This window comes from Streptomyces sp. NPDC104096 (genome assembly GCF_055584385.1).
Genome location: NZ_JBVJMD010000017.1, coordinates 31026 through 56956, shown reverse-complemented (window position 1 = coordinate 56956; position 25931 = coordinate 31026). Strand labels below are relative to the sequence as shown.

At 71.9% G+C, this 25931-nt stretch carries 22 protein-coding genes; 11 read left to right on the top strand and 11 right to left on the bottom strand.

The window, feature by feature from the left end:
- Positions 1–2: 2 nt before the first annotated feature.
- From ACZ60B_RS19410 to ACZ60B_RS19395, 4 genes are all read left to right on the top strand, one after another.
- Positions 3–1502, top strand: coding sequence for a C2 family cysteine protease (locus tag ACZ60B_RS19410; protein ID WP_469388476.1), 1500 nt, complete (start codon positions 3–5; stop codon positions 1500–1502).
- A complete protein-coding gene (locus ACZ60B_RS19405) occupies positions 1499–2227 on the top strand; it encodes a hypothetical protein (protein ID WP_469388474.1) in 729 nt (242 codons plus the stop codon). The genes ACZ60B_RS19410 and ACZ60B_RS19405 overlap by 4 nt, the downstream gene beginning before the upstream one ends.
- A gap of 161 nt (positions 2228–2388) precedes the next feature.
- Positions 2389–3285, top strand: a complete 897-nt coding sequence (locus ACZ60B_RS19400; protein WP_469388472.1) for a glycosyltransferase family 2 protein — start codon at positions 2389–2391, stop codon at positions 3283–3285.
- A gap of 398 nt (positions 3286–3683) precedes the next feature.
- Positions 3684–6968 (top strand): AfsR/SARP family transcriptional regulator, encoded by a 3285-nt coding sequence (locus ACZ60B_RS19395; RefSeq protein ID WP_469388591.1) that lies wholly within the window; start codon positions 3684–3686, stop codon positions 6966–6968.
- A gap of 69 nt (positions 6969–7037) precedes the next feature.
- Here ACZ60B_RS19395 and ACZ60B_RS19390 read toward each other — a convergent pair whose 3' ends face one another.
- The 3 genes from ACZ60B_RS19390 to ACZ60B_RS19380 all read right to left on the bottom strand — a co-directional run bounded on the left by ACZ60B_RS19390 (position 7038) and on the right by ACZ60B_RS19380 (position 10418).
- Positions 7038–8729, bottom strand: coding sequence for a bifunctional 3'-5' exonuclease/DNA polymerase (locus ACZ60B_RS19390; RefSeq protein WP_469388470.1), 1692 nt, complete (start codon positions 8727–8729; stop codon positions 7038–7040).
- Between the two features lie 152 nt (positions 8730–8881).
- Positions 8882–9688 carry a Clp protease N-terminal domain-containing protein gene (locus ACZ60B_RS19385; protein WP_469388468.1) on the bottom strand — a complete coding sequence of 269 codons (807 nt, stop codon included), beginning with the start codon at positions 9686–9688 and terminating at the stop codon, positions 8882–8884.
- Positions 9689–9791: 103 nt separating this feature from the next.
- Positions 9792–10418 (bottom strand): LysE family translocator, encoded by a 627-nt coding sequence (locus ACZ60B_RS19380; RefSeq protein ID WP_469388466.1) that lies wholly within the window; start codon positions 10416–10418, stop codon positions 9792–9794.
- Positions 10419–10520: 102 nt separating this feature from the next.
- Between ACZ60B_RS19380 and ACZ60B_RS19375 the strand changes: the two genes are divergently transcribed.
- On the top strand, positions 10521–11636 hold the full coding sequence (locus ACZ60B_RS19375; protein WP_469388464.1) for a DUF2786 domain-containing protein: 1116 nt from the start codon (positions 10521–10523) through the stop codon (positions 11634–11636).
- 67 nt (positions 11637–11703) lie between these two features.
- Here ACZ60B_RS19375 and ACZ60B_RS19370 read toward each other — a convergent pair whose 3' ends face one another.
- Both ACZ60B_RS19370 and ACZ60B_RS19365 read right to left on the bottom strand, forming a co-directional pair.
- Entirely contained in the window at positions 11704–12237 is a 534-nt protein-coding gene (locus ACZ60B_RS19370; RefSeq protein ID WP_469388463.1) for a DUF4232 domain-containing protein, read from the bottom strand.
- A gap of 78 nt (positions 12238–12315) precedes the next feature.
- Complete coding sequence (locus ACZ60B_RS19365; RefSeq protein ID WP_469388461.1) at positions 12316–12852, bottom strand: hypothetical protein; 537 nt, start codon at positions 12850–12852, stop codon at positions 12316–12318.
- 912 nt (positions 12853–13764) lie between these two features.
- On the opposite strand from ACZ60B_RS19365, the gene ACZ60B_RS19360 reads away from it, so the two are divergent.
- Complete coding sequence (locus ACZ60B_RS19360; protein ID WP_469388460.1) at positions 13765–14025, top strand: DUF397 domain-containing protein; 261 nt, start codon at positions 13765–13767, stop codon at positions 14023–14025.
- Positions 14026–14152: 127 nt separating this feature from the next.
- On the opposite strand, the gene ACZ60B_RS19355 is transcribed toward ACZ60B_RS19360, so the two are convergent.
- The gene (locus tag ACZ60B_RS19355; RefSeq protein ID WP_469388457.1) at positions 14153–14653 is read right to left on the bottom strand and encodes an ATP-binding protein; all 501 of its coding nucleotides are present in this window, start codon (positions 14651–14653) and stop codon (positions 14153–14155) included.
- Between the two features lie 343 nt (positions 14654–14996).
- Here ACZ60B_RS19355 and ACZ60B_RS19350 point away from each other — a divergent pair, with 343 nt between their 5' ends.
- The 3 genes from ACZ60B_RS19350 (at position 14997) to ACZ60B_RS19340 (ending at position 18256) form a co-directional block, all read left to right on the top strand.
- On the top strand, positions 14997–15821 hold the full coding sequence (locus tag ACZ60B_RS19350; protein WP_469388589.1) for a helix-turn-helix domain-containing protein: 825 nt from the start codon (positions 14997–14999) through the stop codon (positions 15819–15821).
- Positions 15822–16009: 188 nt separating this feature from the next.
- Positions 16010–17473: an aldehyde dehydrogenase family protein gene (locus ACZ60B_RS19345; protein WP_469388455.1), complete on the top strand. Its 1464-nt coding sequence runs from the start codon at positions 16010–16012 to the stop codon at positions 17471–17473.
- Positions 17474–17707: 234 nt separating this feature from the next.
- Positions 17708–18256, top strand: a complete 549-nt coding sequence (locus tag ACZ60B_RS19340; RefSeq protein ID WP_469388454.1) for a DinB family protein — start codon at positions 17708–17710, stop codon at positions 18254–18256.
- A 54-nt stretch (positions 18257–18310) separates the two neighbouring features.
- Here ACZ60B_RS19340 and ACZ60B_RS19335 read toward each other — a convergent pair whose 3' ends face one another.
- Positions 18311–19717: a glutamate decarboxylase gene (locus ACZ60B_RS19335; RefSeq protein ID WP_469388452.1), complete on the bottom strand. Its 1407-nt coding sequence runs from the start codon at positions 19715–19717 to the stop codon at positions 18311–18313.
- 27 nt (positions 19718–19744) lie between these two features.
- On the bottom strand, positions 19745–21031 hold the full coding sequence (locus ACZ60B_RS19330; RefSeq protein WP_469388450.1) for an ion channel protein: 1287 nt from the start codon (positions 21029–21031) through the stop codon (positions 19745–19747).
- 132 nt (positions 21032–21163) lie between these two features.
- Here ACZ60B_RS19330 and ACZ60B_RS19325 point away from each other — a divergent pair, with 132 nt between their 5' ends.
- Entirely contained in the window at positions 21164–21925 is a 762-nt protein-coding gene (locus tag ACZ60B_RS19325; protein ID WP_469388448.1) for a MerR family transcriptional regulator, read from the top strand.
- A 24-nt stretch (positions 21926–21949) separates the two neighbouring features.
- Here the strand turns inward: ACZ60B_RS19325 and ACZ60B_RS19320 are convergent, their stop codons facing one another.
- Complete coding sequence (locus ACZ60B_RS19320; RefSeq protein WP_469388446.1) at positions 21950–22315, bottom strand: YbjQ family protein; 366 nt, start codon at positions 22313–22315, stop codon at positions 21950–21952.
- A 141-nt stretch (positions 22316–22456) separates the two neighbouring features.
- Here ACZ60B_RS19320 and ACZ60B_RS19315 point away from each other — a divergent pair, with 141 nt between their 5' ends.
- Positions 22457–23524, top strand: coding sequence for a DedA family protein (locus ACZ60B_RS19315; protein ID WP_469388444.1), 1068 nt, complete (start codon positions 22457–22459; stop codon positions 23522–23524).
- Positions 23525–23584: 60 nt separating this feature from the next.
- Here the strand turns inward: ACZ60B_RS19315 and ACZ60B_RS19310 are convergent, their stop codons facing one another.
- Complete coding sequence (locus ACZ60B_RS19310) at positions 23585–25261, bottom strand: threonine/serine exporter family protein (protein ID WP_469388442.1); 1677 nt, start codon at positions 25259–25261, stop codon at positions 23585–23587.
- A gap of 103 nt (positions 25262–25364) precedes the next feature.
- Positions 25365–25856 carry an inorganic diphosphatase gene (locus ACZ60B_RS19305; RefSeq protein ID WP_351615513.1) on the bottom strand — a complete coding sequence of 164 codons (492 nt, stop codon included), beginning with the start codon at positions 25854–25856 and terminating at the stop codon, positions 25365–25367.
- Between the last annotated feature and the right edge of the window lie 75 nt (positions 25857–25931).

The following is a 25931-nucleotide window of genomic DNA, read 5'->3' as shown; positions in this document are numbered from 1 at the left end:
CGATGCCTTTCGTCGGATTCGACAGCGCGAAGATACGCGGCCTCGGCCGCGACCTGAAGACGCTCGGCGACAACGCGGGCAAACTGCACGGTGACGTCTCCGCGGTGCTCACCCAGGCCCAGAGCCTGCTGCGCGGAAAGCCCGCCACCACGAGCGCGGCCCTCCAGCCGCTGGTCGGCAACCCCCTGTCGGTCTGGCCGTTCGGCGGCGGCACCCTGCCGGGGTCGCTCGGCCACGAGCTGCACGACATGTCCGACTCGATCACGCGCCGCTGCAACCAGCTCGACCTGTGCAACGGCCTGCTCGACAAGGGGTACGCCATCGACCCGGCGCTCGCCTTCGCCGACGAGAACGCGCCGGACGAGAAGAAGATCACCGACGCGCTGGCGGCCGTGGCGGCCCTGGACGGCAAGGACTTCGGCGACGACGGCAACCGTGACGACCTGGAGAAGGTCAAGAGCATGCTCGACGGCATGACCGCCGCCGAGCTCGACGCCTTCTTCGCCAAGGTCCCGGCCGAGGACCTGCGCCGCTACGGCGACCTGGCGAAGAAGACCGACGACAGCGGCATGTGGTGGTGGGAGTCGCACGACGGCATCCCCGACGGCCAGTTCCGCGACCACCTCAGCCTGCTGCTGAAGAAGTCCGGGCCCTCGCACTGGGCCAAGCTGGAGGCGGCGTTCCCGGGGATCCAGCCGGGCTTCGACACCACGGACGCCTGGTTGCAGGGCTACAACTCGCAGCTGCAACAGGGTGTGCAGGGCATGCACTACGGCACGCCCGGCGACCCCTTGTTCGCCACCCCGGGCAAGGTCGACGCGTCGAGCGTCTCGCAGGGGCAGTTCGCGGACTGCTGGTACATCGCGTCCCTCACCGCGACGGCCCAGGCGAACCCGAAGTTCATCGCCGAGGGCATCAAGCAGAACCCCAACGGCACGGTGGACGTCCGTATCTGGGACAAGGACGGCAAGCAGCACTGGGTGACCGTCACCCCGGACCTGCCGATGGACGGGAACGGGAACCTGGTGTCGGCGCACGGCAACAAGGAGACCTGGCCCGCGTACTACGAGAAGGCGTTCGCCCTGATGTACGGCGGCGACGACGGCGGCACCCCGGACAACCACCAGGGGGACAAGCTCTACGACCGGGCCGAGAGCGGCGACTACGGCGCCACCGAGTGGGACAACACCGACAAGGCGCCGCCGTACGTGACCGGGCACGACTCCAAGTCGATCGACAACAACGTCGACGCCCTCAGGAAGTCGTTCGAGTCGCACCACCCGGTGATCGTGGCGACCGGGTCGGTCGACCCCAAGGACGTGCCGAACGAGTGGAAGAGCAGTTTCGTCAGCCGGCACGTGTTCTACGTCAAGGGGTTCACCGCCGACGGCAAGGTCATCCTCGGCAATCCGTGGGGCGGCGGCGCCCTGGACGTCGAGGCGACGCCCGAACAGTACGAGAAGTACTTCAACAGTCCCCAGGAGTTGCAGGTGGCAGGGTGAGGAACACGAGAATCGGTGGGGCCGTCTGCCTCACGCTGCTGCTGGCCGGCTGCGGCGGTACGGGGACGCCCGAGGCGTCGGACGGTACGACGCCCCCGGCGTCCGCCTCGTCCTCCCAGCCCGCGCCGGCCGCCGACAAGGGCCCGGAGTGCGAGGGTGCCAAGAGCACCTCAGGGGTGCATCTGCTGCGGGGCGGTGCCACGGCACTGCCGGCCGGCGGCAAGGCGACCTACGCGGAGGCGGCGGCCGACGGCAGGCACCGCACCGCCGTGCTGTCCGCCGACGACGGCAGGCGGACCGTGGCGCCGGGAGGCAAGGTCACTCTCGGCGGGCATTCCTACACGGTCGCCCAGATCTGCACCTACCGCGTGGTCCTCACCACGGCGGACCACAGCGGCACCGACCAGGGAGCACAGATGGCCACGTGGCCGACGACACAGGACGGTCACTGGCGGCTGCGCTGGCACGTGCCCGACAACGGGCCCGCCATGGGAGCCGTCGTGACCGACGTCCAGGAGGGTCCGGCGCGGGCCTCGATCAGCGTGACGGCGCCCGGCCAGGGGCAGCTCGCCTTCTACGACGACGTACGCAAGGGCGGCACGGTAGAGATCGCGAACCGGCTGTGGAGGGTCGAGGCCGTCGACCCCGGCAACATGGGCGTCGACATGAACGCGCCGGACTTCAAGGCGGGCCATGTCGACCTCCGGGAGCTCGGCGACGCCTGAGCCGGGCGGAGGGTTGGTCAGGGGGGAGGCTCAACTCCCCCCGCCGTAAGGAAAATTGCCGCAAACGGGACGCAAAGTTAACCGGAGTCGAGGGACCTCCCTCACCTGGGGCAACATCTTGGTGAACGACGGGCATCGCCGTCGGCCGGATGGGGTGAGGGATGTTGGTGGAGCCGAGAATCGCCGTCGCGGTGGTGACCATGGGGAACCGGCCCGCCGAGGTCGACGCCCTGCTGGAGTCGGTGGCCAAGCAGGACCTCGCGCCCGCCCGGATCGTGATCGTCGGCAACGGCTGCCGGCTGCCCGAGTTCGCGCGGCGGCTGGCACTGCCCGGTGAGGTCACGGTCGTCGAGGAGGGCGAGAACCTCGGCTGTCCGGGCGGCCGCAACGTCGCCCTCGCCCGGTTGCGCGAGTTCGGCGACGTCGACGTCGTGGTGGAGCTCGACGACGACGGCCTGCTCGTCGACGCCGACGTGCTGAGCCGGGTGCGGGACCTGTACGCCGCCGACCCGCGGCTGGGCGTCGTCGGCTTCCGCATCGCCGACGAGCACGGCGAGACGCAGCGACGGCATGTGCCGCGGGCCGGGGCGGCCGACCCGATGCGGGGCGGATACGTGACCGGATTCCTCGGCGGCGGCCACGCCCTGAGCATGGCGATGCTGGCGCAGACCGGCGACTGGCCGGCCGCGTTCTTCTTCGCGCACGAGGAGACCGACCTGGCCTGGCGGGCCGCCGACGCGGGCTGGCACATCCTCTACGCACCCGAACTGCTGCTCCAGCACCCGAAGACCTCGCCCGCCCGGCACGCCATCTACCACCGGGTGACCGCCCGCAACCGGGTGTGGCTGGTCCGGCGCAGGCTGCCCCTGCCGCTCATCCCCGTGCACCTGGGGGTGTGGATCCTGGTCACCCTGCTGCGCACCCGGTCGGCCGGCGGACTGCGGGCCTGGTTCGGCGGCTTCGTGGAAGGGCTGCGCGAGCCGGCCGGGGAACGCCGGCCCATGCGCTGGCGGACCGTCTGGCGGCTGACGAGGCTGGGGCGGCCGCCCGTCATCTGAGAACGCGGACAGGGTCCCGGTCGTTCACCTCTGACGACCGGGACCCCTCGCGTTCCCGGACCCGGCCGGGGCGGCGACACTCCCCCGAGTTCCGCGTCGTCGACGCGCGCGCCGTCGGGGCCGGATCCGATGGAATGATCACATCAGGCCCGGCCAACAGATCGCTAACATGTGGCCAACGGTCTGCTCCGTCGCCGTCGCTCGTCCGGCCGGAAAGCGATGGGCGGTACGGGCGGACCGGCCGTGCCGCCGTGGGCGTCGGCGGACGGATCGCCGTGGCGCAGTGGCGCGACGCGGTGGCGGGATCCTGTTGTACAGGAGCGAGAATCGGCCCATGCGCCGGTCCCTCCGGAGGGCGCTGACGGACAGGCGTGCGGGAAGGTGCAGTGAGCGGCGTGATGGGGTGCGCGCTGCGGTTCGGACTGCTGGGACCGCCTGTGCTGTACGACGTCTGCGGCACCCGTGACACCCATGACACCTGTGGCGCCCCTGATGTCCGTGCCGTCGGCAGTCGCAAGGTGCGGACCCTGCTGGCCGCGCTGCTGCTGGAGGCCGGCCGGGTCGTCCCGGTCGAGTCGCTCAAGGACACCCTGTGGGGCGGCGCGCCGCCCGCCTCCGCGCAGGCCTCGCTGCACAACCACGTGACCCGGCTGCGCCGACTGCTCGACGAACCGGAACGGCTGCGCGCGACGCCGCCCGGATACGTGCTGCGAGTCGACGAGGGCGAACTGGACCTCCACGTGTTCGAACGACACCTCGCCGTGGCGCGCGGCGCGCATGCCGCCCGCGACTGGGAACTGGTCGTACGCGAGTGCCGGTCCGCGCTCGCGCTGTGGCGGGGCACCCCGCTGAGCGGGCTGCCGTCCGAGGTGGGCGGGTACGCCTTCGTCCAGCGGCTGAAGGAGGCGCGACTGCTCCTGGAGGACTGGCGCTACGACGCCGAGCTCGCCGTGGGCGGCAACCGGCTCGACGCCCTGGTGCCGGAGCTGGCCGCGCTGGCCGCCGAGCACCCGCTGCGCGAGTCGTACCACCGTCAGCTGATGCTCGCCCTGCACCGCACCGGCCGCCGGGCCGAGGCCCTCGCGGTCCACCGCGATCTGCGCAGCCGTCTGGTCGGGGAGCTCGGCGTCGAGCCGGGCCCCGGCGTGCGCGAGGCGCATGTGGAGGTGCTGAGGGGCACGCCCGGCGCACTCACCGCGCCTGCCGGGACTGCGGTGCCCGCCGCGTCCGCCGCGCTCCGTGTGCCTGCCGCACCCCGGGTGCCCGGCGGATCCGGCGTGCCTGGCGCGGGTGGCGTGTCGGACGCACCGGCCGTGCGGAGCGGTCCGGCCGTGCCGGGGGAGGCGGACACCCCGACCCCGCAAGCGCCGGCCGAAGGCGTCCCGTCCGCCCTGGCCGAAGACGTCGTCCCGCACGCCCGGGTCGGCCTCGTCCCGCCCGCGCCCCGACCCGCCCAGCTGCCGCCCGCGCCCGCGCACTTCACCGGGCGCCGCGAGGTCCTGGACGCCCTGTGCCGGACCCTCGCAGTCGACCCTCCCGGCACGGACGGCACGGACGGCACGGACGGCACGGACGGCACGGACGGTGCAGACGGCGCGCACGGCGCTTCCGCCTTCTCCTCCCTCCCGCTCCCGCTGGCCGTCGTCAGCGGTATGGCCGGGGTCGGCAAGAGCGCCCTCGCCCTGCATGTCGCGCACGGTCTGCGGGACCGCTTCCCCGACGGCCAGCTGTACATCAACCTGCACGGCGCCACCCCGGGCATGACCCCGCTCACCCCCGCCCAGGCGCTCGCCGCCCTGCTGCGCGACCTCGGTGCCGACCTCCGCCACATCCCCGAACACCAGGACGCGGCCACCGCGTTGCTGCGCTCCCTGCTCGCGCCGACGCGCACGCTGATGGTGCTGGACGACGCCGCGCACGCCGCGCAGATACGTCCGCTGCTGCCGGCCGGACCCGGCTGCGCGGTGATCGTCACCAGCCGTTCCCCGCTGACCGCCCTCGACGGCGCCCGCCGCTTCCCGCTCGGCCCGCTCTCCGACCAGGACAGCGCGGCGCTGCTGCGCACGGTCTCCGGTCGCGACGGCCTCGACGCCGGCCATCCGCTGGTCGAGCTCACCGGCCGGCTCCCGCTCGCCCTGCGCGTCGTCGCCGCCCGGCTGGCCGCCCGTCGCGCTCTCACCCCGGACGTGCTCGCCGGTCAACTGGCCGCCACGGGACGGCTGCACCATCTGGAGTACGACGATCTGAGCGTCCGCCGCTCGCTGGCCGTCGCGCACGACGCGCTCGCCGCCTCCGAGCGCGAGACCGACCGGGACGCGGCCCACGCGCTGTGCCGCATCGGCGCGCTCGATCTGCCCGAGTACGGCGCGCCGCTGCTCGCCCGGCTCACCGGCACCGACGAACGCCGTGCCGAGGCCGCCCTCGACCGCCTCGTCGACGTGGCACTCCTGGAGGAGACGGCGTACGGCCGCTACGTCCCCCACGACCTGGTGCGCGACTTCGCCCGCGAACTGGCCGACACGGAGCCCGGCCCGCGTGCCGAGGGCGAACCCGCCGCCGTCCTCGCCCTGCGCTGGTACGCCGCCGTCGCCGACCGGGTCCTCACCGCGATCGTGGAGCCCGGCTACGAGCAGGACGACCGCCGGTGTCCGACCGCGTCCCAGCCGCCCGGACACCCGGCCCACGGCGTACCGCCGTTCGGGGGCCCCGAGGAGGCCTTCGCCTGGGGCGACCTGGAGCTGGAGAACATCGTCACGCTCGTCCGGCGCCACCCGGCGGACACGGTGGAGGCCGTCACCACCGCCCATGTCTCCACCCTCCTGCGGCTCCTGTTCCCCTACGTCCAGCGCAGCGGGCGATTCGCCGAGATGGAGGTGCTGGGGCGGGCCGCGCTCGCCGCGGCGCGCCGGCTCGGGGACGAGGCGGCCGAGGCCCACGCGCTGGGCGATCTCGCCGCCCTGCACTTTCTGACCGGCCGCCAGAAGGACGCGCTGGCCCTCAACGACCGCGCCCTCGCGCTCTGGAGCCGGCTGGAGCGGCTCTCCCGGATCCGGCGCTGCCTCAACAACCGGGGTCTGCTGCTCGAAGGGCTCGGCCGGTACGAGGAGTCCGGTGCGGCGCTGCGGCAGAGCCTGGAGTACTCGCGGCAGCTGAACGACCCGTACGGCGAGGCCGTCACCCACAGCCACCTGGGCAACCTGTACGAGCACACCGACCCCCGGGCCGCGATCGAGCAGCACCGGCGCTCCCTCGCCCTCGGCGACGAGATCGGCGCCGTCATCGTGCAGCACTCGGCGCACTGCAACATCGGCTACGCCCATCTGACCCTGGGCGAACCGGCCGCCGCCCTGCCGCACTTCGAGGAGAGCCGGCGCATCCGCGGCGGCCACGGCGACTGGCACGGCGAGTCCCAGACCCGGCTCGGCCTGGTGCGCACCCTGCGGCTGCTCGGGCGCGGCGGACCCGCCGCCCGTGAGTGCGCCGAGCTGTTGCGCCGCGCGGACGCCCGCGCCGACCGCTACACCGGCGGGCTCGCCCGGCACCAGCTCGGCCTGCTGCTGCGGGAGCGGGGACGTGTCGAGGAGGCGTACGAGGAGTGGCGCGCCGCCCTCGCGGCACTGGACGGGACGGACGAGAAGGCGGTCGTGGCGGAACTCGTGACGCTGCTCGCCGCACCCTGCTGAATCAGCCGTCCTCCTCGTGTCCGAAGAACGTCCTGCCCGACCGTGCGCGGGGCCGCGGACCGCGGCCGTTCACTTCGCGTCGGCATAGCACCGCACCACCGCCGTCGTGAACGGGAACCGCACCGGGGTCTCCCCGAACGTCAGCCGTCCCGCGAGGTCCGACGCCTCCCGGATCGCGGCCACGACCGCGTCGGCCTCGTGCGCCGGGCAGTGCACGATCACCTCGTCGTGCTGGAAGAAGACCAGCTCGGCCGCCATGTCGGCACAGCTCCGCCGCAGCGCGGCGAGCAGCAGCAGGGCCCAGTCGGCCGCGCTGCCCTGGACGACGAAGTTGCGGGCGAAGCGGCCGCGGGCGCGGGCGTCGGTGGAGGCGTATCCGGGCATCCAGCCCTGCTCGACGAGCTGCCCGGCCGGCTCCTCCTGCGGCATCCCCGCTTCCTCCGCTCCCTCGTCGCCCGCCCCGGCCGCGGGCGGACAGGTGCGCCCCAGCCACGTCCGCACCAGCCGGCCCTCCTGGCCGGCCTGCGCCGCGTCGTCGACGTACGCCACCGCTCTGGGGAACCGGCGTCTGAGGGCGGCGAGGTTCTTCAGGCCGTCACCGGAGGTCTGGCCGTAGACCGCGCCGAGCACGGCGAGTTTGGCCTGGGCCCGGTCACCGGAGAAGGCGCGGTCGGAGACGGACTGGTACAGGTCGTCCTGCCGGGCGGCCACCTCCATCAGACCGGGGTCACGGGAGATCGCGGCGAGCACGCGCGGTTCCATCTGGTCGGCGTCCGCGACGACGAACCGCCAGCCGGGATCGGCGACGACGGCTCGCCGGATGACCTTGGGGATCTGCAGGGCCCCGCCGCCGTTGGTCACCCAGCGCCCGGTGACCGTCCCGCCCGCGAGGAACTCCGGCCGGAACCGCCCGTCCCGCACCCAGTCCTGGAGCCAGGACCAGCCGTGCGCGACCCAGATGCGGTACAGCTTCTTGTACTCGATCAGCGGCTTCACGGCCGGGTGGTCGAGGGACTCGATCTCCCACCGCCGGGTCGATCTGACCTTGATGCCGGCCCGGGCGAAGGCCTTGACGACGTCGGCGGGCAGATCGGGCCGCACCCGGCGGCCGAAGGCGGCCGACACCTCGTCGGCGAGCTCGGCCAGACGCCGGGGCTCACCGCCGCCGGTGTACCGCTCGCCGAGCAGTTCGCGCAGGACCTCGCGGTGCACGTCCGCGCTCCACGGCAGTCCCGCGCGGTTCATCTCGGCCGCCACCAGCATCCCCGCCGACTCCGCGGACGTCAGCAGCCGCAGCCGGTCGGGGTGGGCGGACCGGTCGTGCCGCCGCTGCTGCTCGGCGTGGACCTCGACGAGGTCCGTCAGCGGCAGTCGGGTGCCCTGCGGTTCGAACAGCGGTGACTGCGCGCCGGGCTCCGCGGACCGCTGCCGCGGATCGGGCGGTACCGGACCGCCGCGCAGCCGGGCGAGGGCGGCGACCGCCGACCGGGGTTCGCCGTAACGGCCCTCGTGGCCGAGGAGGAGGGTCTCGGCGTCCTCGATGTCGTAGCACCGCTCGACCCGCACCCCCGTGGCGAGCAGTCGCGGGTAGACCTCAGCGGTGGCGCGCCACACCCAGCGGAAGACCTCCGGCCTGCGGCGTACGGCCTCGGCGAGGTCCGGCTCCCGCACCACCGGCGCGGCGGGCAGCCCGTCCGGACCGAGGGGGGCGATCTCCACGCCACCGTCCTCGGTCGGAGCGAGCGCCCACCGGTCGGCCACGCACCGAGTCTCGCAGCACCCTCTGACAACGGCCCCGACCTGTGGCTTCCCGGTTTCCAGGTGACCCGGTCCCCGGGTTCCCCGACCGGCTCGGGCCGGGCCCGCCGTGCCCCGGCCACCGTGCCCCGGCCGAGGGCAGACCGCCGCGGGGGCTACCCCTTCTCCTCCCGCTCCCCGTCCGGGTCCTGCGGCTGTGTCTGCTCCTGTGTCTGCTCCTGTGTCTGCTCCTGTGTCTGCTCCTGGTCCAGCCGCATCGTCTCCAGCAGGTCCACGACGAACGCCTCGGACCGGGCCTTGTCGATGCCGAGCCCGCTCAGCACGCCCTCGCCGTTCTCGAACTCCAGCAGGGCGAGCAGGATGTGCTCGGTGCCGACGTAGTTGTGGCCGAGGCGGAGCGCCTCGCGGAAGGTGAGTTCCAGTGCCTTCTTGGCGGCGGGGCCGTACGGGATCAGCTCCGGGACCTCTTCGGCGGCCGGCGGGAGCGCGGCCGTCGCGGCCTCGCGGACCGCGTCCAGGGAGACGTCCTGCGCGGCGATCGCCCGTGCGCCGAGTCCCTCGGGCTCGGCGAGCAGGCCGAGGACGAGGTGTTCGGGCAGGCCCTCGGTGCCGCCCGCGGCCTTGGCCTCGTTGTGGGAGGCCATGACCACGTTGCGGGCGCGCGGGGTGTACCGGTTGAAGCCCTGGCTGGGGTCGAGGTCGATCGACTCCTTCGGCACGAACCGCTTCTGTGCCGCCTGCCGGGTGACGCCCATGCTCTTGCCGATGTCCGTCCAGGAGGCGCCCGAGCGGCGCGCCTGGTCGACGAAGTGGCCGATCAGGTGGTCGGCCACCTCGCCCAGGTACTCACCGGCGAGCACCGCGTCCTGGAGCTGTTCGAGGGGCTCCGCGTGGACCTTCTTGATCGCGGAGATGAGGTCGTCGAGACGGACGGATGACGTGATGGTCGGTTGCGTCGACATGTGTCAACCTTAGGTTGACATGCTAGAGTCGTCAACTCGTGGTTGACAGTCGAGGGTGAGCTGTCCGAGAAGGGACCTCCGGGAGGGGATCTCCGAAAAGGGGCTATCGGGGAGAGGCGGCCAGCCGCAGCGCCAGCGCCGTGAAGACCGTCCCGCTGAACACGTCGAGCCCGCGCGCCACCCGGCGGCTGCGGCGCAGCAGCGCGGACAGCTTCCCGGACAGCAGCCCGACCGAGCCGTCCACCACGAAGCCCATGGTCACGATGGTCAGTCCGAGCACCAGGAGCTGCTCCCGCACGTGTCCCAGCTCCGGATCGACGAACTGAGGGAGGAAAGCGATGTTGAACAGGATCACCTTGGGGTTGAGCAGATTGGTGACGGCGCCCTGCCAGAAAGCGCGCCGCAGCCCGGGCCCGGCGGGCGCGCCCGCCGGGCCCGCCGGCGACCGGTCCCGGAACGCCTTCACGGCCAGGTGCAGCAGATAGGCCGCCCCCGCCCAGCGCAGCACGTGGTACAGCGCCGGCAGGGCCGCGAACAGCGCCGACAGGCCGAGCGCCGCGGCCGCCGAGTGCACGAGCATGGCGCAGGCGACCCCGAAGGCCGCCATCACCCCGGCCGTGGGCCCGCCCCGCCCGCCCATCGCGACGATGAACATCATGTCGGGGCCGGGGGAGACGCAGAGCGCGAAAGCGCTGACGAGGAACGCCGCGTACAAGGATGTGTCCACCATGACGGCCATGCTGGAATCCGCGCGGCGCCCCGGGCGACCGGGTTTCGGGGGCTGAGACACCGGCGGCTTCGACGTCCCGGGACCTCGTGGCACGATCGACGGGTGAGCCGTACGACCAGCACCGTCGAGCGCGCCTTCGAGGCCGCCCTCTACGACGCCACCGACACCGCCCTCGACTCCGGCGCCTCCCTGCTCGCGTCCGACCCGGCGGCCGACGCCGAACTCGACGCCCGCGGCAGGGAGTTCGTGGCCGCGGCCTGGCGGCGCGGCTGGCAGCCCGCCGACCTCGTCCGGCACGTGCGGCGCGAGCTGGACGACGTGCACCTGCGCCTGTGCGTGGCGCTGATCCGGGCGCAGGCGCCCGCGGACGGTCCGCGCGGTCCCCGCTGGGCGGCGCAGCTCGACGAGCTGGCCGCGATCGGCGCTCCGGCCGGTACCGACCGCTTCTCGCGGGCCGGCACGGTCCTGGAGCTGTACCGGCTGCTGCTCCGGCTGCCCACCCTGGAGCCGCTGGCGCAGCCCGTGCGACGGCAGGCCGGCACCGGGTCCGACACCCGGATGCTCGGCCGGATCCGCGCGCTGCTGGCCAAGGCGGAGGCGACCGGGTTCCCGGAGGAGGCGGAGGCGCTGAGCGCCAAGGCGCAGGAGCTCATGGCCCGGCACAGTGTGGACGAGGCGCTGCTCGCCGCCCGCGCGCCGGCCCCCGACGCCCCGGGCGCCTGCCGGATCGGGGTCGAGCCGCCGTACGAGCAGGCCAAGGCGGTGCTGCTGGACGCGGTCGCCGGCGCGAACCACTGCCGGGCGGTGTGGAACGAACCGCTCGGCTTCTCCACCGTCGTCGGCTTCGAGGCCGACCTGACGGCGGTCGAACTCCTGTACACCTCGCTGCTCGTGCAGGCCACGGCGGCGATGACCCGGGCGGAGGCCGCCCAGCGTGCGGGCGGCCGTAAGCGGACCAAGACCTTCCGGCAGTCGTTCCTCGCCGCGTACGCCCATCGCATCGGCAGCCGGCTGACGGCTGCGGCGAGGACGCAGGTGACGGACGACCTGCTGCCCGTCCTCGCCTCCCGCGAGGTCGCGGTCTCCTCGGCCACGGACCGCATGTTCCCGCAGACGGTGACGACCCGGCTGCGCGGGGTGAGCGACGAGGCGGGCTGGACCGAGGGCATGGAGGCGGCCGACCGGGCCCGGATGGGCTCCAGGCCCCGGCTGCCCTGACCCGGCGGCGGCCCCCGGTCCGCCGCCGTGTCCGGCTGTCGACCTGCCGTCGGCCCGCCGTCGTGCGTCAGTCGCCGGACTGCTGGAAGGCGCTCACCGAGACGTCCGGCTTGTCCGTGCCGTCCTTCAGCGCGACATCGCCGTACGACCAGTCGAAGCTGTGGGTGGCGTCGGCGCCGGGGAAGCCGAACTTCATGGCGTCGGCCGCGAAGCTCTTGGAGCCGCCCGCCGCGCCGCGCACGTAGGTGAGGGTGAAGGAGGCGGTCGCGTCCTTGGCGAGGGTCAGCTTCTGCGCCTGCGCGGCCTCGTCGTGGGGGACCTCGGCGGAGGTCCCGCCGTGCCGGAGGGTGACGGCCGGGAAGCCGTCCAGCGTGCACTCGGACCCGGTGTTGGTCACGGTGACGGAGACGTTGCCGGTGTCCCCGGCGGCCGGGGCGGCGTTGACCGGGCCGACCTCCAGGCCGACCTTGCCGATCGCGCACGCGGTGCCGGCGGCGCCGCCACCGGCGGTCTTCTCGTCACTGGTGTCGCCGCCGCTGTCGCACGCGGTGAGCAGGAGTGCCGCGGCGAGGGCGGTGACGGTGATGGGCAAGGCGCGCATGAGTTCCCCTGAGGTCGTGTCGGTGCCCCTGGATCATCACGCATGGACCGGGGGTCCCGTCGGGCGACCCCGTTTTTCTCAGGAGCCGAGGTTCGCCGTGGGCAGTCCCGAGGGCAGTTGCCCGCCCTCCGACCTGGTGTAGGTCTCCTTGCCGAGCCCTCCCTGCCAGGTGACCTTCAGCGTCGTCCTGTTGACGGAGTCGACCATCCCCGTGGTCCGCTTCCCGCTGCCGTCGGTGCACTTGAGGTGGATCATCTGCATCCCGGCCTCCTCGCCCGCGGTGCCGCTGCACACATTGCCGCCGGTGGCGAAGAGGCCCGCCTGCCTGCCGGTGACGACCAGGGCCACGGCCTGGCCGTCGGTCGTGGCGAGCCAGCTGCCCTCCAGGGAGTCGGCGGCCGCGGTCGCCTTGCCGGTACCCCCGGTGTCCGCGGTCCCCGTGGCCGTGGCCGTCGGGCTCGTCGAGGACTCGTCCGTGGAACCGCCACCGCCGCCGCACGCGCTCAGCGCGAGCACGCCCGTGAGCCCGGCACCCAGGGCGGTGAGCCGCACCCACCGGCGGGAGGCCCCGCGCGCCGCACCGCGCGAAGGTCGCGAGAAGGTCGCCGAAGTCACTGGAAACTCCCAAGCAGTAAGCCGGCCGGCCCGCGGACCGGGAGGACCGCAGCAAGCTACCAGCACGGCCCGCCGCAACCCGAGGGGGCGGCGGTACGGGAGGCATCCCTACCGGGACCATCGGGACCGCAGGGACCGCAGCGACCGCAGGGACCGTCGGGATCACCGGGATCACCGGGATCACCAGGACCCCAGGGACCTCCGGGGACCTCCGGGACGCGCCTTTTCGGCCTCCGCCGTTGCACGGAACCCCCGCCTCCGTGGCCGAAACCGTGGGACCCCGACGGCCGGAAGGCGGTGTCCGGCGGCGCGGCGCCGACGCGCCGTCCGGGACGGCACCGCCGGTCGGCGTACCGCCTCCGGGCCCGTCCGCCGGAGCGGATCCGGGGCCTGCGTCCAGAGGTGTCCGCGTGCCGGACGGCCGTGGCTCCGGCGAAGAGCGGACTCCGGCGCCGCGCCGGATCCGATGCCCTGTCCCGCACCGGGGGAGGACTCCCCGGTCGTCCGCGGGGACCAGTGGTTCCGGCCGTCGCGCGCCCGGGCCTGGCGTCGAGTCCGCGCGGTCCCGGTGTCGTAGAAGCGGAACGTCGCGACTACGCCAGGGAACGGACGCCGTCCGTCCGCGGGACCGATGCCGATCCGTCATCCTGCCCATCGGACGATCATGTGGAGGGTGGAACACAGAGGTCCCGCCGTGCGTCTGTTCGTAGTGCACGCGCGAATGCGCCGCCGGCTTCGGGGCACATGCCGTAACGGCTTCGGTAAAGGGGTCGTCAAAGCTGTAATCGCGGGAACACCCGGCGTGCACGTGCATCTGCCCATGCATCCGCACATGAACGGGGCTATGATCCAGGGCAGTTGACTACTGCATCAATTGGCCACACCAGCCAGTGCACCACCTGGGAGCGACCTGTGGACCACGATGTTGACGGGGGGTACGACGTGTACAACGGCATGGCGGCCACGCAGTTGCACGGGGTGGCCTGGCAGAAGAGCCGACACAGCAACTCGCAGGGGTCCTGCGTGGAGTTCGCCCGGCTGCCGGGCGGCGATGTGGCGGTGCGGAACTCGCGGTTCCCGGACGGTCCCGCTCTCGTCTACACGCGGGCCGAGATCGAGGCGATGCTGCTCGGCGTCAAGGACGGCGAGTTCGACCATCTGATCGCCGGCTGACGGTCCGGGCCGGGGGCGGCCGGGGCCGCGCGCCCTTTCACGACACCCATGACGTACGTAAAGCCTGTAACGCGCATATCGCACGTAACGCGCGTAGAACCGCGGCGCCAGGAAGCGCCGCGGTTCGTTATTCCGCCGGGGGCGGCAGATGGAACAGCGCCCAGACCACCTTGCCGCCGAGCGTGCCCGCCAGCGGGTGCCAGCCCCAGCCGTCGCTGAAGGAGTCCACCAGGAACAGGCCGCGGCCCGACTCCGCCGAGAAGTCGTCCGCCGGACGGGTCGCGGGGCTCTCGTGGCTGGGATCGCGCACCGCGCACACCAGTCGCTCGGTCCAGCGCATCAGATGCAGCCGCACGGGCGGGTGCTGTTCCGCGTCGCAGGCGGTGCCGTTCGGCAGGGCGTGGCGCAGGGCGTTGGTGACCAGTTCGGAGACGACCAGACAGACGTCGTCGAAGCGTTCGTCTATCGCCCACTGGTCGAGGGTTCTGCGCGTGAAGCGTCTGGCCTCGCGCACGGCCTCGTAACGGGCGGGCAGAGCGCAGGAGGCGGCGCTGGACACGGCCGCGGGATCCAGCGGCGGAAGGCCCTGCCGTAACGGCTCGAGCATGGTCGATCCATTCGTCCCCATGCGAGGCACTCCCGGGAATTCGCGGTCGTTGCGATGCAGCGGTGGCGCGGGACCATGGTTTCGGATGCGCACAGCAGATGCAAGGGCAGATGCACGTGCACGTGACCGAATTGGACCCGCCCGTACCGCTTCTTGGCCATTTTTTCCGCCATCTTCTCGGCCCTCCCCTGCCACCCCCTTGTCCTCTGCTTGCTCCTTCCTGTGCACATGAGTTGCCTTATTTCCATCTCTGTAATCGGGCGAGTACTGCTCGGAGTGATTTAGTGGCAGACTTCGGCGCCTAAGGACGTTGGGGAGGCTGGCGAACGTGAGCGCGGGAGAGCCAGGATCGGTGGTGCGGCGCATGCTGCTCGGCTCGCAACTCAGGCGGCTGCGCGAGTCGCGCGGGATCACCCGTGAGGCGGCGGGCTACTCCATCCGCGCTTCCGAGTCCAAGATCAGCCGGATGGAGCTGGGCCGGGTGAGCTTCAAGACGCGGGACGTCGAGGACCTGCTGACGCTGTACGGCATCACGGACGAGATGGAGCGCGCCTCGCTCGTCGCCCTCGCCCGGGAGGCCAACGTCGCCGGCTGGTGGCACAGTTACTCGGACGTGCTGCCCAGCTGGTTCCCCACCTATGTGGGCCTGGAGGGCGCCGCGTCCGCGATCCGCGCCTACGAGGTGCAGTTCGTGCACGGCCTGCTCCAGACCGAGGCGTACGCCCGCGCGGTCGTGCGGCGCGGCATGAAGGGCGCGAGCGAGGCCGACGTCGAACGGCGCGTGACGCTGCGCCTGGAGCGGCAGAAGTACCTCTTCGCCGAGAACGCCCCCGACTTCCACATCGTCCTGGACGAGGCCGCCCTGCGCCGCCCCTACGGCGACCGCGAGGTCATGCGCGACCAGTTCCAGCACCTCATCGAGATCTCCGAGCGGTCCAACGTGCGGCTGCAGATCATGCCGTTCGGCTTCGGCGGCCACTCCGGCGAGTCCGGCGCCTTCACGATCCTCAGCTTCCCCGAGTCCGATCTGTCGGACGTCGTCTATCTGGAGCAGCTGACCAGCGCGCTGTACCTGGACAAGCGCGAGGACGTCGCCCAGTACGAGCACGCGCTCAAGGAACTTCAGCAGGACAGCCCCGGCCCGGGGGAGAGCCGCGACCTGCTGCGCGGGCTGCTCCAGCTCTCCTGACCGCGACCGCGGCGCCACCCCCGAGGGAAATCCCTCGGTTTTCCTGTGGATGTCAAGGGCGTTGGCCGATGAGCACCCTCAACTCCCGTATGGCGCAAGTACGATGACGTGTGATCAGACCGGGAAGTTGATCAGGTGTCTGCTGCGACTGCGCCGACCTCCTCGGCAGCAGGGGATTGAGGGATCACATGTCGTCGTCCTATTTCACCGACCTGGCCCAGCAGTACATCGACGGTGAATGGCGCCCGGGTACCGGCTCCTGGGACATCATCGACTTCAATCCGTACGACGGCGAGAAGCTGGCCTCGATCACGATAGCCACCGTCGGCGAGATCGACGAGGCGTACCGGGCGGCGGCGCGCGCCCAGAAGGAGTGGGCCCGCACCAACGCCTACGCCCGCCGTGCCGTCTTCGAGAAGGCGCTGCGCATCGTCGAGGACCGCGAGGCCGAGATCGCCGAGGCGATCATCGCCGAACTCGGCGGCACGCGTCTGAAGGCCGGATTCGAGCTGCACCTCGCCAAGGAGTTCCTGCGCGAGTCGATCCATCTGGCGCTGCGCCCCGAGGGCAAGATCCTCCCCTCGCCGACCGACGGCAAGGAGAACCGCCTCTACCGCGTGCCGGTCGGCGTCGTCGGCGTGATCAGCCCCTTCAACTTCCCCTTCCTGCTGTCGATCAAGTCCGTGGCCCCCGCGCTCGCGCTCGGCAACGCCGTGGTCCTCAAGCCGCACCAGAACACCCCCGTCACCGGCGGCTCCCTCATCGCGAAGATCTTCGAGGACGCCGGACTGCCCGGCGGTCTGCTCAACGTCGTCGTCACGGACATCGCCGAGATCGGTGACGCCTTCATCGAGCACCCCGTTCCCAAGGTCATCTCCTTCACCGGCTCCGACAAGGTCGGCCGCCACGTCGCCACCGTCTGCGCCTCGCACTTCAAGCGCTCGGTCCTCGAACTCGGCGGCAACAGCGCGGTCGTGGTGCTCGACGACGCCGACATCGACTACGCCGTCGACGCCGCCGTCTTCAGCCGCTACGTCCATCAGGGCCAGGTCTGTATGGCCGCGAACCGCGTCCTCGTCGACCGCTCCGTCGCCGACGAGTTCACCGAGAAGTTCGTCGCCAAGGTCAAGACCCTGAAGACCGGTGACCCGCGCGACCCGCAGACCGTCATCGGCCCGCTGATCAACTCCTCGCAGGCGGACTCCGTCACCGGCACCGTCGAGCAGGCCATCGCCGAAGGTGGCACCGCCCTGGTGCACGGCGCCACCAACGACAACCTCGTGGAGCCGTCGGTGCTCACCGGCGTTCCCGCCGACTCCGACCTGCTGCGCCAGGAGGTGTTCGGCCCCGTCGTCTTCCTCATCCCCTTCGACGGCGAGGACGAGGCCGTCCGCATCGTCAACGACACGCCCTACGGGCTGAGCGGCGCCGTCCACACGGCGGACGTGGAGCGGGGCGTCGCCTTCGCCAAGCAGATCGACACCGGCATGTTCCATGTGAACGACGGCACCGTCCACGACGAGCCGCTCGTCCCCTTCGGCGGCGAGAAGCACTCCGGGATCGGCCGGCTGAACGGCGAGACCACGCTGGACGCCTTCACCACCCTGAAGTGGATCTCCGTGCAGCACGGGCGCAGCATGTTCCCCTTCTAAGAGCTCCGGACAAAAGTGGGGCCGATCAGCGGACGGTGTCCGCTGATCGGCCCCACTTTTGTCCGGAGCTCTAAGCCTGCGGTCCTCCCGCCGCTCTGGTGCTTCCCGGTGGTTCCCGGGTCCTTCCCGGCCGGGTCGGCGCATCGAGGACAGAAGCTGACCTCAATGGCTCGTAGCTTCGTCGGTGTCGGGCGGGGAGGAGTTCCCCGCCGCACCGAGGAAAGGCAGCCGGTCATGGTCACTCACGTGCGAGCCGAGGCGCAGGGCGACGAGCGCGGAGCACTGCTCTCCTTCCTGGCGGAGCAGCGCGACGGCATCCGGCGGTCGGTGCTCGGGCTGACCGAGGAGCAGGCGGGCTCCCGCCCCAGCGCGAGCGAGCTGTCGCTGTCCGGGCTGGTCAAGCACGTCGCCGAGGTCGAGCAGGGCTGGCTCGCCCGGGCCAGGGGCGAGGCGCCCGCGGTGAAACGCGACGAGTCCAACTGGCACGAGTGCTTCACGCTGGTCGACGGCGAGACCCTGGCCGCGCAGCTCGCGTACTGGGAGGAGGTCGCCGCGGAGACGGAGCGGTTCCTGCGGTCGGTGCCGAGCCTCGACGACACCTTCGCCCTCCCCGCCGACCCCTGGTTCCCGCCCGAGGGGCGGGTCTCCATGCGCTGGCTGGCCCTGCACCTGATCCGCGAGACCGCCCGGCACGCCGGTCACGCCGACATCGTCCGGGAGTCGCTGGACGGGAAGACGGCGTTCGAACTGGTGGCGCTGGAGCGGGGCACGTCCTGGGGCTGAGCCCGCCGGCCGCCGGGCCGGGCGGCGGGGCCACCCCGGCCGCCCGGCCCCGGATCAGTGGTGGAACCCGGTCGCCCGGTCCTTGTCCTGGATCAGCGGATGCGGCTGCCGGCGCAGGTCGGGCAGGAGGCGGTTCAGGTCTTCCAGGAACAGTTCGGCTAGGTCGGCGGAGAAGCCGTTGCGGCACACGATCCGGATCACCGACAGGTCCTCGCGGTTGGGCGGGAAGGTGTAGGCGGGCACCAGCCAGCCGTGTTCGCGCAGCCGCCGGGAGACGTCGAAGACGTCGTACGCCTTGACGTCGTCGGCCGTCGTGAAGGCGAAGACGGGCAGTTGGTCGCCGTGCGTCAGGAGCCGGAAGTCGCCGAGCTCCGCCACGCGCGCGGAGAGGCCGGTGGCCACGTCCCGGGTGCTCTGCTGCACCGCCTGGTAGCCCTCGCGGCCCAGCCGCAGGAACGTGTAGTACTGCGCGACGACCTGGGCGCCGGGCCGGGAGAAGTTCAGGGCGAAGGTCGGCATGTCGCCGCCGAGGTAGTTGACCCGGAAGACGAGTTCGTCGGGGAGGGACTCCCGGTCGCGCCACAGGGCCCAGCCGACACCCGGGTAGACCAGCCCGTACTTGTGCCCCGAGGTGTTGATCGAGGCCACCCGCGGCAGGCGGAAGTCCCACACCAGGTCCGGGTCGAGGAAGGGCGCCACCATGCCGCCGGACGCGCCGTCGACGTGCACCGGGATGTCCAGGCCGGTGCGCTCCTGGAGGGCGTCCAGGGCCGCGCACAGGTCGGCGATCGGCTCGTAGGACCCGTCGAAGGTGGAGCCCAGGATGCCCACGACCCCGATGGTGTTCTCGTCGCACAGCTCGGCCGCCGCCTGCGGATCGAGGTGGTAGCGGTCGCCCTCCATGGGGACCAGCCGGGCCTCCACCTCCCAGAAGTTGCAGAACTTGTCCCAGCAGACCTGGACGTTGACGCCCATGACGAGGTTCGGGCGCGCCCCCGGATAGCGGTCCGCGTTGCGCTTGGCCCAGCGCCGCTTCAGCGCCATCCCGGCGAGCATGCACGCCTCGCTGGAGCCCGTGGTCGAACAGCCCACGGCGGCCGACGGGTCGGGCGCGTTCCACAGGTCGGCGAGCATCGCCACACAGCGCCGTTCCAGTTCGGCGGTGCGCGGGTACTCGTCCTTGTCGATCATGTTCTTGTCCCGGCACTCCCCCATCAGCACCCCGGCCTGCGGCTCCATCCAGGTGGTGACGAAGGTGGCGAGGTTCAGCCGGGAGTTGCCGTCCAGCATCAGTTCGTCGTGCACCAGTTGATACGCCGTCTGCGGGGGCAGGGGGGTGTCCGGGAGCCGGTGCGTGGGCGGCGCCTCGGTCATGCCGCCGACGGGGTTCGCCTCGCCGAAGAAGGGGTTGACCGACATCGGCCGCTGTTCTTGTTTCTCGGGACCTTTGTGCAGAGCCATGGATGTGCCTCCAGACGGGGAAACGGTTCAGCGGATCGGGGTGCCGTCCTTGCGCAGCTGCATCTGCGGGCGCCCTGTCACCAGCAGCCAGGCCGGCAGCGAGGCGATGCAGAGCAGCGCGAGGATGACGGGGGAGGCCACCAGGACGGCGGCGGTGAACAGGCTCACCCAGCCCTGCCGGGTGATGGCCAGGAGCATGCCCAGCACGCCCGACGCCACGCCCAGGGCGGGCGGGACGGCGGGCACCAGGGCGTGGGCGCACAGTCCGAGGGCGGTCCCCACGAACACGGCCGGGAAGATCCGGCCGCCGCGGAAGCCGCAGCTGGCGGCGACGGTCAGGGCGGCCAGCTTGACGACGGTCATCACGGCGAACTGCCCGGCCGACCAGCCCTCGGGGTCGCGCGCCAGTTCCGCGATCTGGTCCAGCCCCTTGAAGAGCGTCAGCGGCCCGCCCAGCGCCCCCAGCGCCCCCAGGACCAGTCCGCCCGCCGGAAGCATCAGCATCGGGTGCCGCAGCCGCTGGAACGCGCGGTGGAGGTGGGGGAAGGCGTGGACCGCGGCCATGCCGAGCAGCGCGGCCACCGACGCGACGACGGCCGCCGCCAGCACGTCGCCCGCGTTCGGCTCGGCGATCGGCGGCAGATGCAGGTCGAAGGTGGCCTTGTGGACCAGGTCGGTCGTCAGGGCGCCGGCCGCGGCGGCGGCCAGCGGGGCGAAGATGTTGTCCCAGAGCTGGCCCGTGGTCCGGGTTCCGGCCAGCGCCTCCGAGATGACCAGGGCGGCGGCCACCGGCGTGCCGAACAGGGCGCCGAGCGTCGCCGCCTCCGCCAGCGCCGTCCACAGCGGCTCGGCCGACCCGGGCCGGAACCGGCGGCCGAGCCACACCGCGAGCCCGACGTTGACGGCGATGATGGGGTTCTCGGGACCGAGGCTCGGCCCGCCCGCGAGCATCAGGGCCGCCGCCAGCAGCAGGCCGGGCAGCACCACGGGCGGCAGCGCGGGCGCGTTCAGCCCCATGGTGGCCGGGTCGGGTCCCGCGTGGCCGGGGACCTTCCACACCACCAGACCGACCGCGACACCGGTCGCGAAGAGCATGACGAAGATCCACAGCACCGAGTAGCGGCCGATGCCCAGGGCGTCGGGGAGGTTCCCCCACAGGACACCCTGGAGCTGCTCGGCCGCGACGCTCACGCCGACGAACAGCAGGCTGCTCACCACACCCACGACGAGGGCGGGCAGGATCAGCGGTAACAGGGCGCGCGGCGGGGCCGCGGGAGAGGTGTCGGGCGCCTGCCGCGCGGAGTCCTGGGCCACGCGCTCACCATAAGCGGACGAAACACCTCGAACATCCCGGACGGAGCATGTGGGGCGCGCGGGGAAGCGGGCTTGCACCTCACGTCACGTGAGGACGCACCGTGGAGCGCGTACCGACGAAAGGAGCGGACAGTGAGCTACTCCGTGGGACAGGTCGCTGGGTTCGCCGGGGTCACGGTGCGCACGCTGCACCACTACGACGACATCGGCCTGCTCGTGCCCAGCGAGCGCAGCCACGCGGGCCACCGGCGCTACGGCGAGGGCGACCTCGACCGGCTCCAGCGGATCCTGTTCTACCGGGAGCTCGGCTTTCCGCTCGACGAGGTCGCCGCCCTGCTCGACGACCCGGCCGCGGACCCGCGCGCCCACCTGCGCCGGCAGCACGACCTGCTGACCGCCCGGATCGAGAAGCTGCAGAAGATGGCCGCGGCCGTGGAACACGCCATGGAGGCGAACGAGATGGGCATCAGCCTGACACCCGAGGAACGGTTCGAGGTCTTCGGCGACAAGGATCCCGAGCGGTACGCCGAGGAGGCGGAGCAGCGCTGGGGCGGCACGCGCGCGTACGCCGAGTCGCAGCGCCGTACCGCCCGCTACACCAAGGACGACTGGCAGCGCATGAAGGCCGAGGTGGCCGACTGGAGCGAGCGCTACGCCGCCCTGATGGCCGCCGACGAGCCGCCGGCCGGCGAGCGCGCCATGGACATGGCCGAGGAGCACCGGCTGCACATCTGTGCCTGGTTCTACGAGTGCCCGTACGACATGCACCAGGGCCTCGCCGAGATGTACGTCGCCGACGAGCGCTTCAAGGCCTTCTACGACGCGATGCGGCCGGGTCTCGCCGAGCACCTGAGGGACGCGATCGTCGCGAACGCGGCCCGGCACACCGGCTGAGCGGCCCGGGGGCCTGGCCCGGTCTCACTCCCGGGCCAGGACCACCGCCGTCCCGTAGGCGCACACCTCGGTGCCCGCGTCCGCCGCCTCCGTGACGTCGAAACGGAATGCCAGCACCGCGTTGGCGCCACGCGCGTGTGCCTGCTCCACCAGCCGTTCCATGGCCTGGTTGCGGGTCGCCACGAGCGTCTTGGTGAGCCCCCTGAGCTCACCGCCGATCATCGACTTCAGGCCGGCGCCGATCTGGCTGCCCAGATGCCGGGAGCGCACGGTCAGGCCGAAGACCTCGCCGATGACCTGCTCGACACGGTGTCCGGGTACGTCGTTCGTGGTCACGACCAGAACCGCCGCCTGGGGCTGCTGGCCGCCGCCGTATTCGTCGATGCCCATGCTCACAGCTTTGACCAGGCGGACGCACAGTGCATCCTGTGGGAAGCCCTGGGAACCTGGTCCCATGGCGTAGCGTTGATAGTTTTGGGCGGTCCCGCCGCCGCACCGACCGCCCTCCCCCCTCTCAGGAGCCCGGAACCCGTGACTACCCTCGCCCTCGGCCCTGAGTGGCTAACCCCGGACTACCTGATCTCGACCTTCGGGCTGATCGGCATCCTGGTCATCGTCTTCGCCGAGTCGGGGCTGTTCGCCTTCCTGCCCGGCGACTCGCTGCTGTTCACGGCGGGTCTGCTGGTCGCGGACGGCAAGTGGATCCAGCAGCCGCTGTGGCTGGTGTGCACGCTGATCGTGGCCGCGGCGGTCCTCGGCGACCAGGTCGGCTTCCTGATCGGCAAGTTCTTCGGGCCGAAGCTCTTCAGCCGGCCCGACTCCAAGCTCTTCAAGCAGGAGAACCTGGAGAAGGCCCACGAGTTCGTCGAGAACTACGGTCCCAAGGCCATCGTGCTGGCCCGTTTCGTGCCGATCGTGCGGACCTTCGCCCCGATCATCGCGGGCGCCGGCCGCATGCAGTACCGCACGTTCCTCACGTACAACGTGGTCGGCGGTGCCCTGTGGGGTACGGGTGTGACGGTCGCGGGTTACTTCCTCGGCCAGATCGACCTCATCAAGAACAACGTCGAGGCCATCCTGGTCCTGATCGTCCTCGTCTCCGTGATCCCGGTGATCATCGAGGTCCTCAAGGCCCGCAAGGAGAAGCGTGAGGCCGCGGACGCCCCGGCCGAGCCGGAGTTCGCGCAGCAGGCCTTCCAGCAGCAGACCCCGGCCATGGACGACGCGACGACCCAGCTGCGCCGCATCCCGTCGGCCGACCGGCCCCACCAGAACCACGACCAGCAGCACGGCCACGACCGGTACTACGACGAGGGCGCGGACCAGGGCTACGACCAGTACCAGGGCCGGCCCCAGCCCTACGCCCAGCAGCACCCGCAGAACCAGGGCTACGGCGGGCAGCCGTACGCCCAGCCCCAGCAGCAGCCCCAGCAGCCGTACGGTCAGGGTCAGCAGCCCTACGGCCGGCCCCAGCCCTATGCCCAGCAGCACCCCCAGGGCCACCAGGGGCAGGGCTACGACCAGCAGCCCTACGGCTCGCAGCCGGACTACCGCCAGGACTACCAGCAGGGCGGCCAGTACCCGTACGACCAGGGCTGAGTCCCGCCGAGGGCCGCGGGGCGGGGCCCGCGGCACGCGAGGCCGGCGGGCGCGCGGTGGTCAGAAGCCGCGGGTCCGCTTCGCCGCCAGCCGCCCTCCGGTGGTTCCGCCCGGCACCCGCAGGAACAGCCGGGAGATCTCCGACCCCAGGTTCACGCCGATGGCGATGGCCATCGCGAGCGCGGCGGCCTTCGTCAGCGACACCACGCCCTTGTCGACATTGTTCTGAGCGATCGCCAGCAGCCCGAAGTACGTGGCGGAACCCGGCAGCAGCGGCCCGACGGCCGCGGTCGTGTACGGCAGCGCCGACGCGAACCGGTACCGGGACAGCAACTGTCCGAACAGCCCCACCAGGCCCGCCGCCACGGCCGTGGAGGCGACCGGGGAGATACCGCCCGGGTAGTGCATCGCGCCGTACACACACCAGGCGACGCCCCCGTTGAGGGTCACCGCCAGCACGGTGGACCGTTCCTGCTGGAGCAGCACCGCGAAGGTCAGCGACAGCAGCATGGACGCGCCGATCTGGACCAGCGGACGTTCGGAGACGCTCAGCGCCGTGTCGGGGTTGAGCTGGGCGCCCAGTTTCACGCCGAAGTACAGCACCACCAGCACGCCGACGACGATGCCGACGAACAGGTACATGACCTCCAGCAGCCGCGCGGCCGCGGTGATGTAGAAGCCGGTCAGACCGTCCTGGACCCCGGCGACCAGCGCCCGCCCCGGCAGCAGCGCGAACAGCCCACCGGTGATCACTGCGGACGCCTTCACGTCGACGTGCGCCAGCGTCAGCGCGACCCCTATGGCGGCGGGGGGCATCGCGGCCACCGTGAACTGGTAGAACTCCGGCAGCCCGCGTCCCGCGCACAGCCAGGCCAGCCGGTCGCCGAGCATCGCGCCGAGCGCGGCCGCGACGAACACCAGCAGATCACCGCCGACGAGCACGGAGGCCGCGCCCGCGAGCAGTCCGCTGGCCGCGGTCAGCACCCACAGGGGGTACGGGTGCCGGTTGCGGCGGATCTCCGCGAGCCGCCGGTAGGCCTCCTCCAGGGAGAGGTGGTTCGCGGCGTCGCTCAGATCGTGCACGAGCTGGAAGACGGCCGCCAGCCGGGTGTAGTCGCTGCCACGGCGGCGCACGGTCCGCGAGGCGGTCAGCGGAGCGTCCACCAGCGACGGCTGGTACGAGATCGACAGCAGGGTGAAGGTGACGGTCGGCTCGCAGCGGTCCAGGCCGTAGGACCGGCAGACCGCGAACATCGCGGCCTCCACGTCCTCGGCGCCCTCGCCGCCGGCCAGCAGCAGTTCGCCGATGCGCAGGGTCAGGTCGAGCACGCGCGGGACGGCGGGCGCGACCTCCTCGGCCTTCTGCGCCGTCTCCAGCGCGGGCCGCTCGGCCACCGGCATGCGCAGCATCGTGCGCATCCGGTCCTGCCAGGGGGCCTCCTTGGTCAGGCTGACCCGCGGGACGCCGACCGGCGGGGTGAAGGCGGGCGGGGCGCTGCGGGCGCTGTAGGTCCGCGGTGTGCTGAAGGCCGATCCCTCGGACTCCCCGGGCGCCGGCTGCGCCACGTCCAGCCCCTGGGGGACGGCGAACTCGGAGGTGGTCTCCGACTCCGTACCGCCCTTGGTGCCCTTGGGGGCCGCGAGACCCTCCGGAATCGCGAACTCGGACGTGATCTCCGACTCGTACGTGCCCCTCGCCTCGTCCGACTGCGGCTTGCGGTCCTCCGCTTCCGTCACTGACGCAACGCTCCCTGAACGACGTCCATCCCAGCCCCAGTATGCGCACAGACATGCCAACGGGCCGCACGCGTGCGCGTGCGGCCCGTGGACGGCGGGGGACTCAGTGGCCGCCCTGGTCCTTGAAGCGCTTGTAGGACCGCTCGATCTCGGCCTCGGCCTCGGTACGGCCGACCCAGTCGGCGCCCTCGACGGACTTGCCGGGCTCGAGGTCCTTGTAGACCTCGAAGAAGTGCTGGATCTCCAGGCGGTCGAACTCCGACACGTGGTGGATGTCGCGCAGGTGCTCCACGCGCGGGTCGGACGCCGGGACGCACAGCAGCTTGTCGTCGCCGCCGGCCTCGTCGGTCATCCGGAACATGCCGATGGCACGGCACTTGATGAGGCAGCCGGGGAAGGTCGGCTCCTCCAGGATGACCAGCGCGTCCAGCGGGTCGCCGTCCTCGCCGAGAGTGTTCTCGACGAAGCCGTAGTCGGCCGGGTAACTGGTCGAGGTGAAGAGCCGACGGTCCAGTCGGATCCGACCGGTCTCGTGGTCCACCTCGTACTTGTTCCGCGAACCCTTCGGGATCTCGATCGTGACGTCGAACTCCACCGGTGGCTCCTCCATGATCAGCACATAGTTCTGGTGATTAAGTGTCCCTCACGCAGGTGTGTGATCGCGAAAGGG

Coding starts and splice junctions, on each gene's coding strand:
- ACZ60B_RS19370 (WP_469388463.1), bottom strand. CDS start 12,237: ATGCGCGCCTTGCCCATCACCGTCACCGCCCTCGCCGCGGCACTCCTG.
- ACZ60B_RS19335 (WP_469388452.1), bottom strand. CDS start 19,717: ATGGCTCTGCACAAAGGTCCCGAGAAACAAGAACAGCGGCCGATGTCG.
- ACZ60B_RS19345 (WP_469388455.1), top strand. CDS start 16,010: ATGTCGTCGTCCTATTTCACCGACCTGGCCCAGCAGTACATCGACGGT.
- ACZ60B_RS19320 (WP_469388446.1), bottom strand. CDS start 22,315: ATGGGCATCGACGAATACGGCGGCGGCCAGCAGCCCCAGGCGGCGGTT.
- ACZ60B_RS19350 (WP_469388589.1), top strand. CDS start 14,997: ATGCTGCTCGGCTCGCAACTCAGGCGGCTGCGCGAGTCGCGCGGGATC.
- ACZ60B_RS19380 (WP_469388466.1), bottom strand. CDS start 10,418: ATGGTGGACACATCCTTGTACGCGGCGTTCCTCGTCAGCGCTTTCGCG.
- ACZ60B_RS19395 (WP_469388591.1), top strand. CDS start 3,684: ATGGGGTGCGCGCTGCGGTTCGGACTGCTGGGACCGCCTGTGCTGTAC.
- ACZ60B_RS19340 (WP_469388454.1), top strand. CDS start 17,708: ATGGTCACTCACGTGCGAGCCGAGGCGCAGGGCGACGAGCGCGGAGCA.
- ACZ60B_RS19385 (WP_469388468.1), bottom strand. CDS start 9,688: ATGTCGACGCAACCGACCATCACGTCATCCGTCCGTCTCGACGACCTC.
- ACZ60B_RS19400 (WP_469388472.1), top strand. CDS start 2,389: ATGTTGGTGGAGCCGAGAATCGCCGTCGCGGTGGTGACCATGGGGAAC.
- ACZ60B_RS19355 (WP_469388457.1), bottom strand. CDS start 14,653: ATGGGGACGAATGGATCGACCATGCTCGAGCCGTTACGGCAGGGCCTT.
- ACZ60B_RS19410 (WP_469388476.1), top strand. CDS start 3: ATGCCTTTCGTCGGATTCGACAGCGCGAAGATACGCGGCCTCGGCCGC.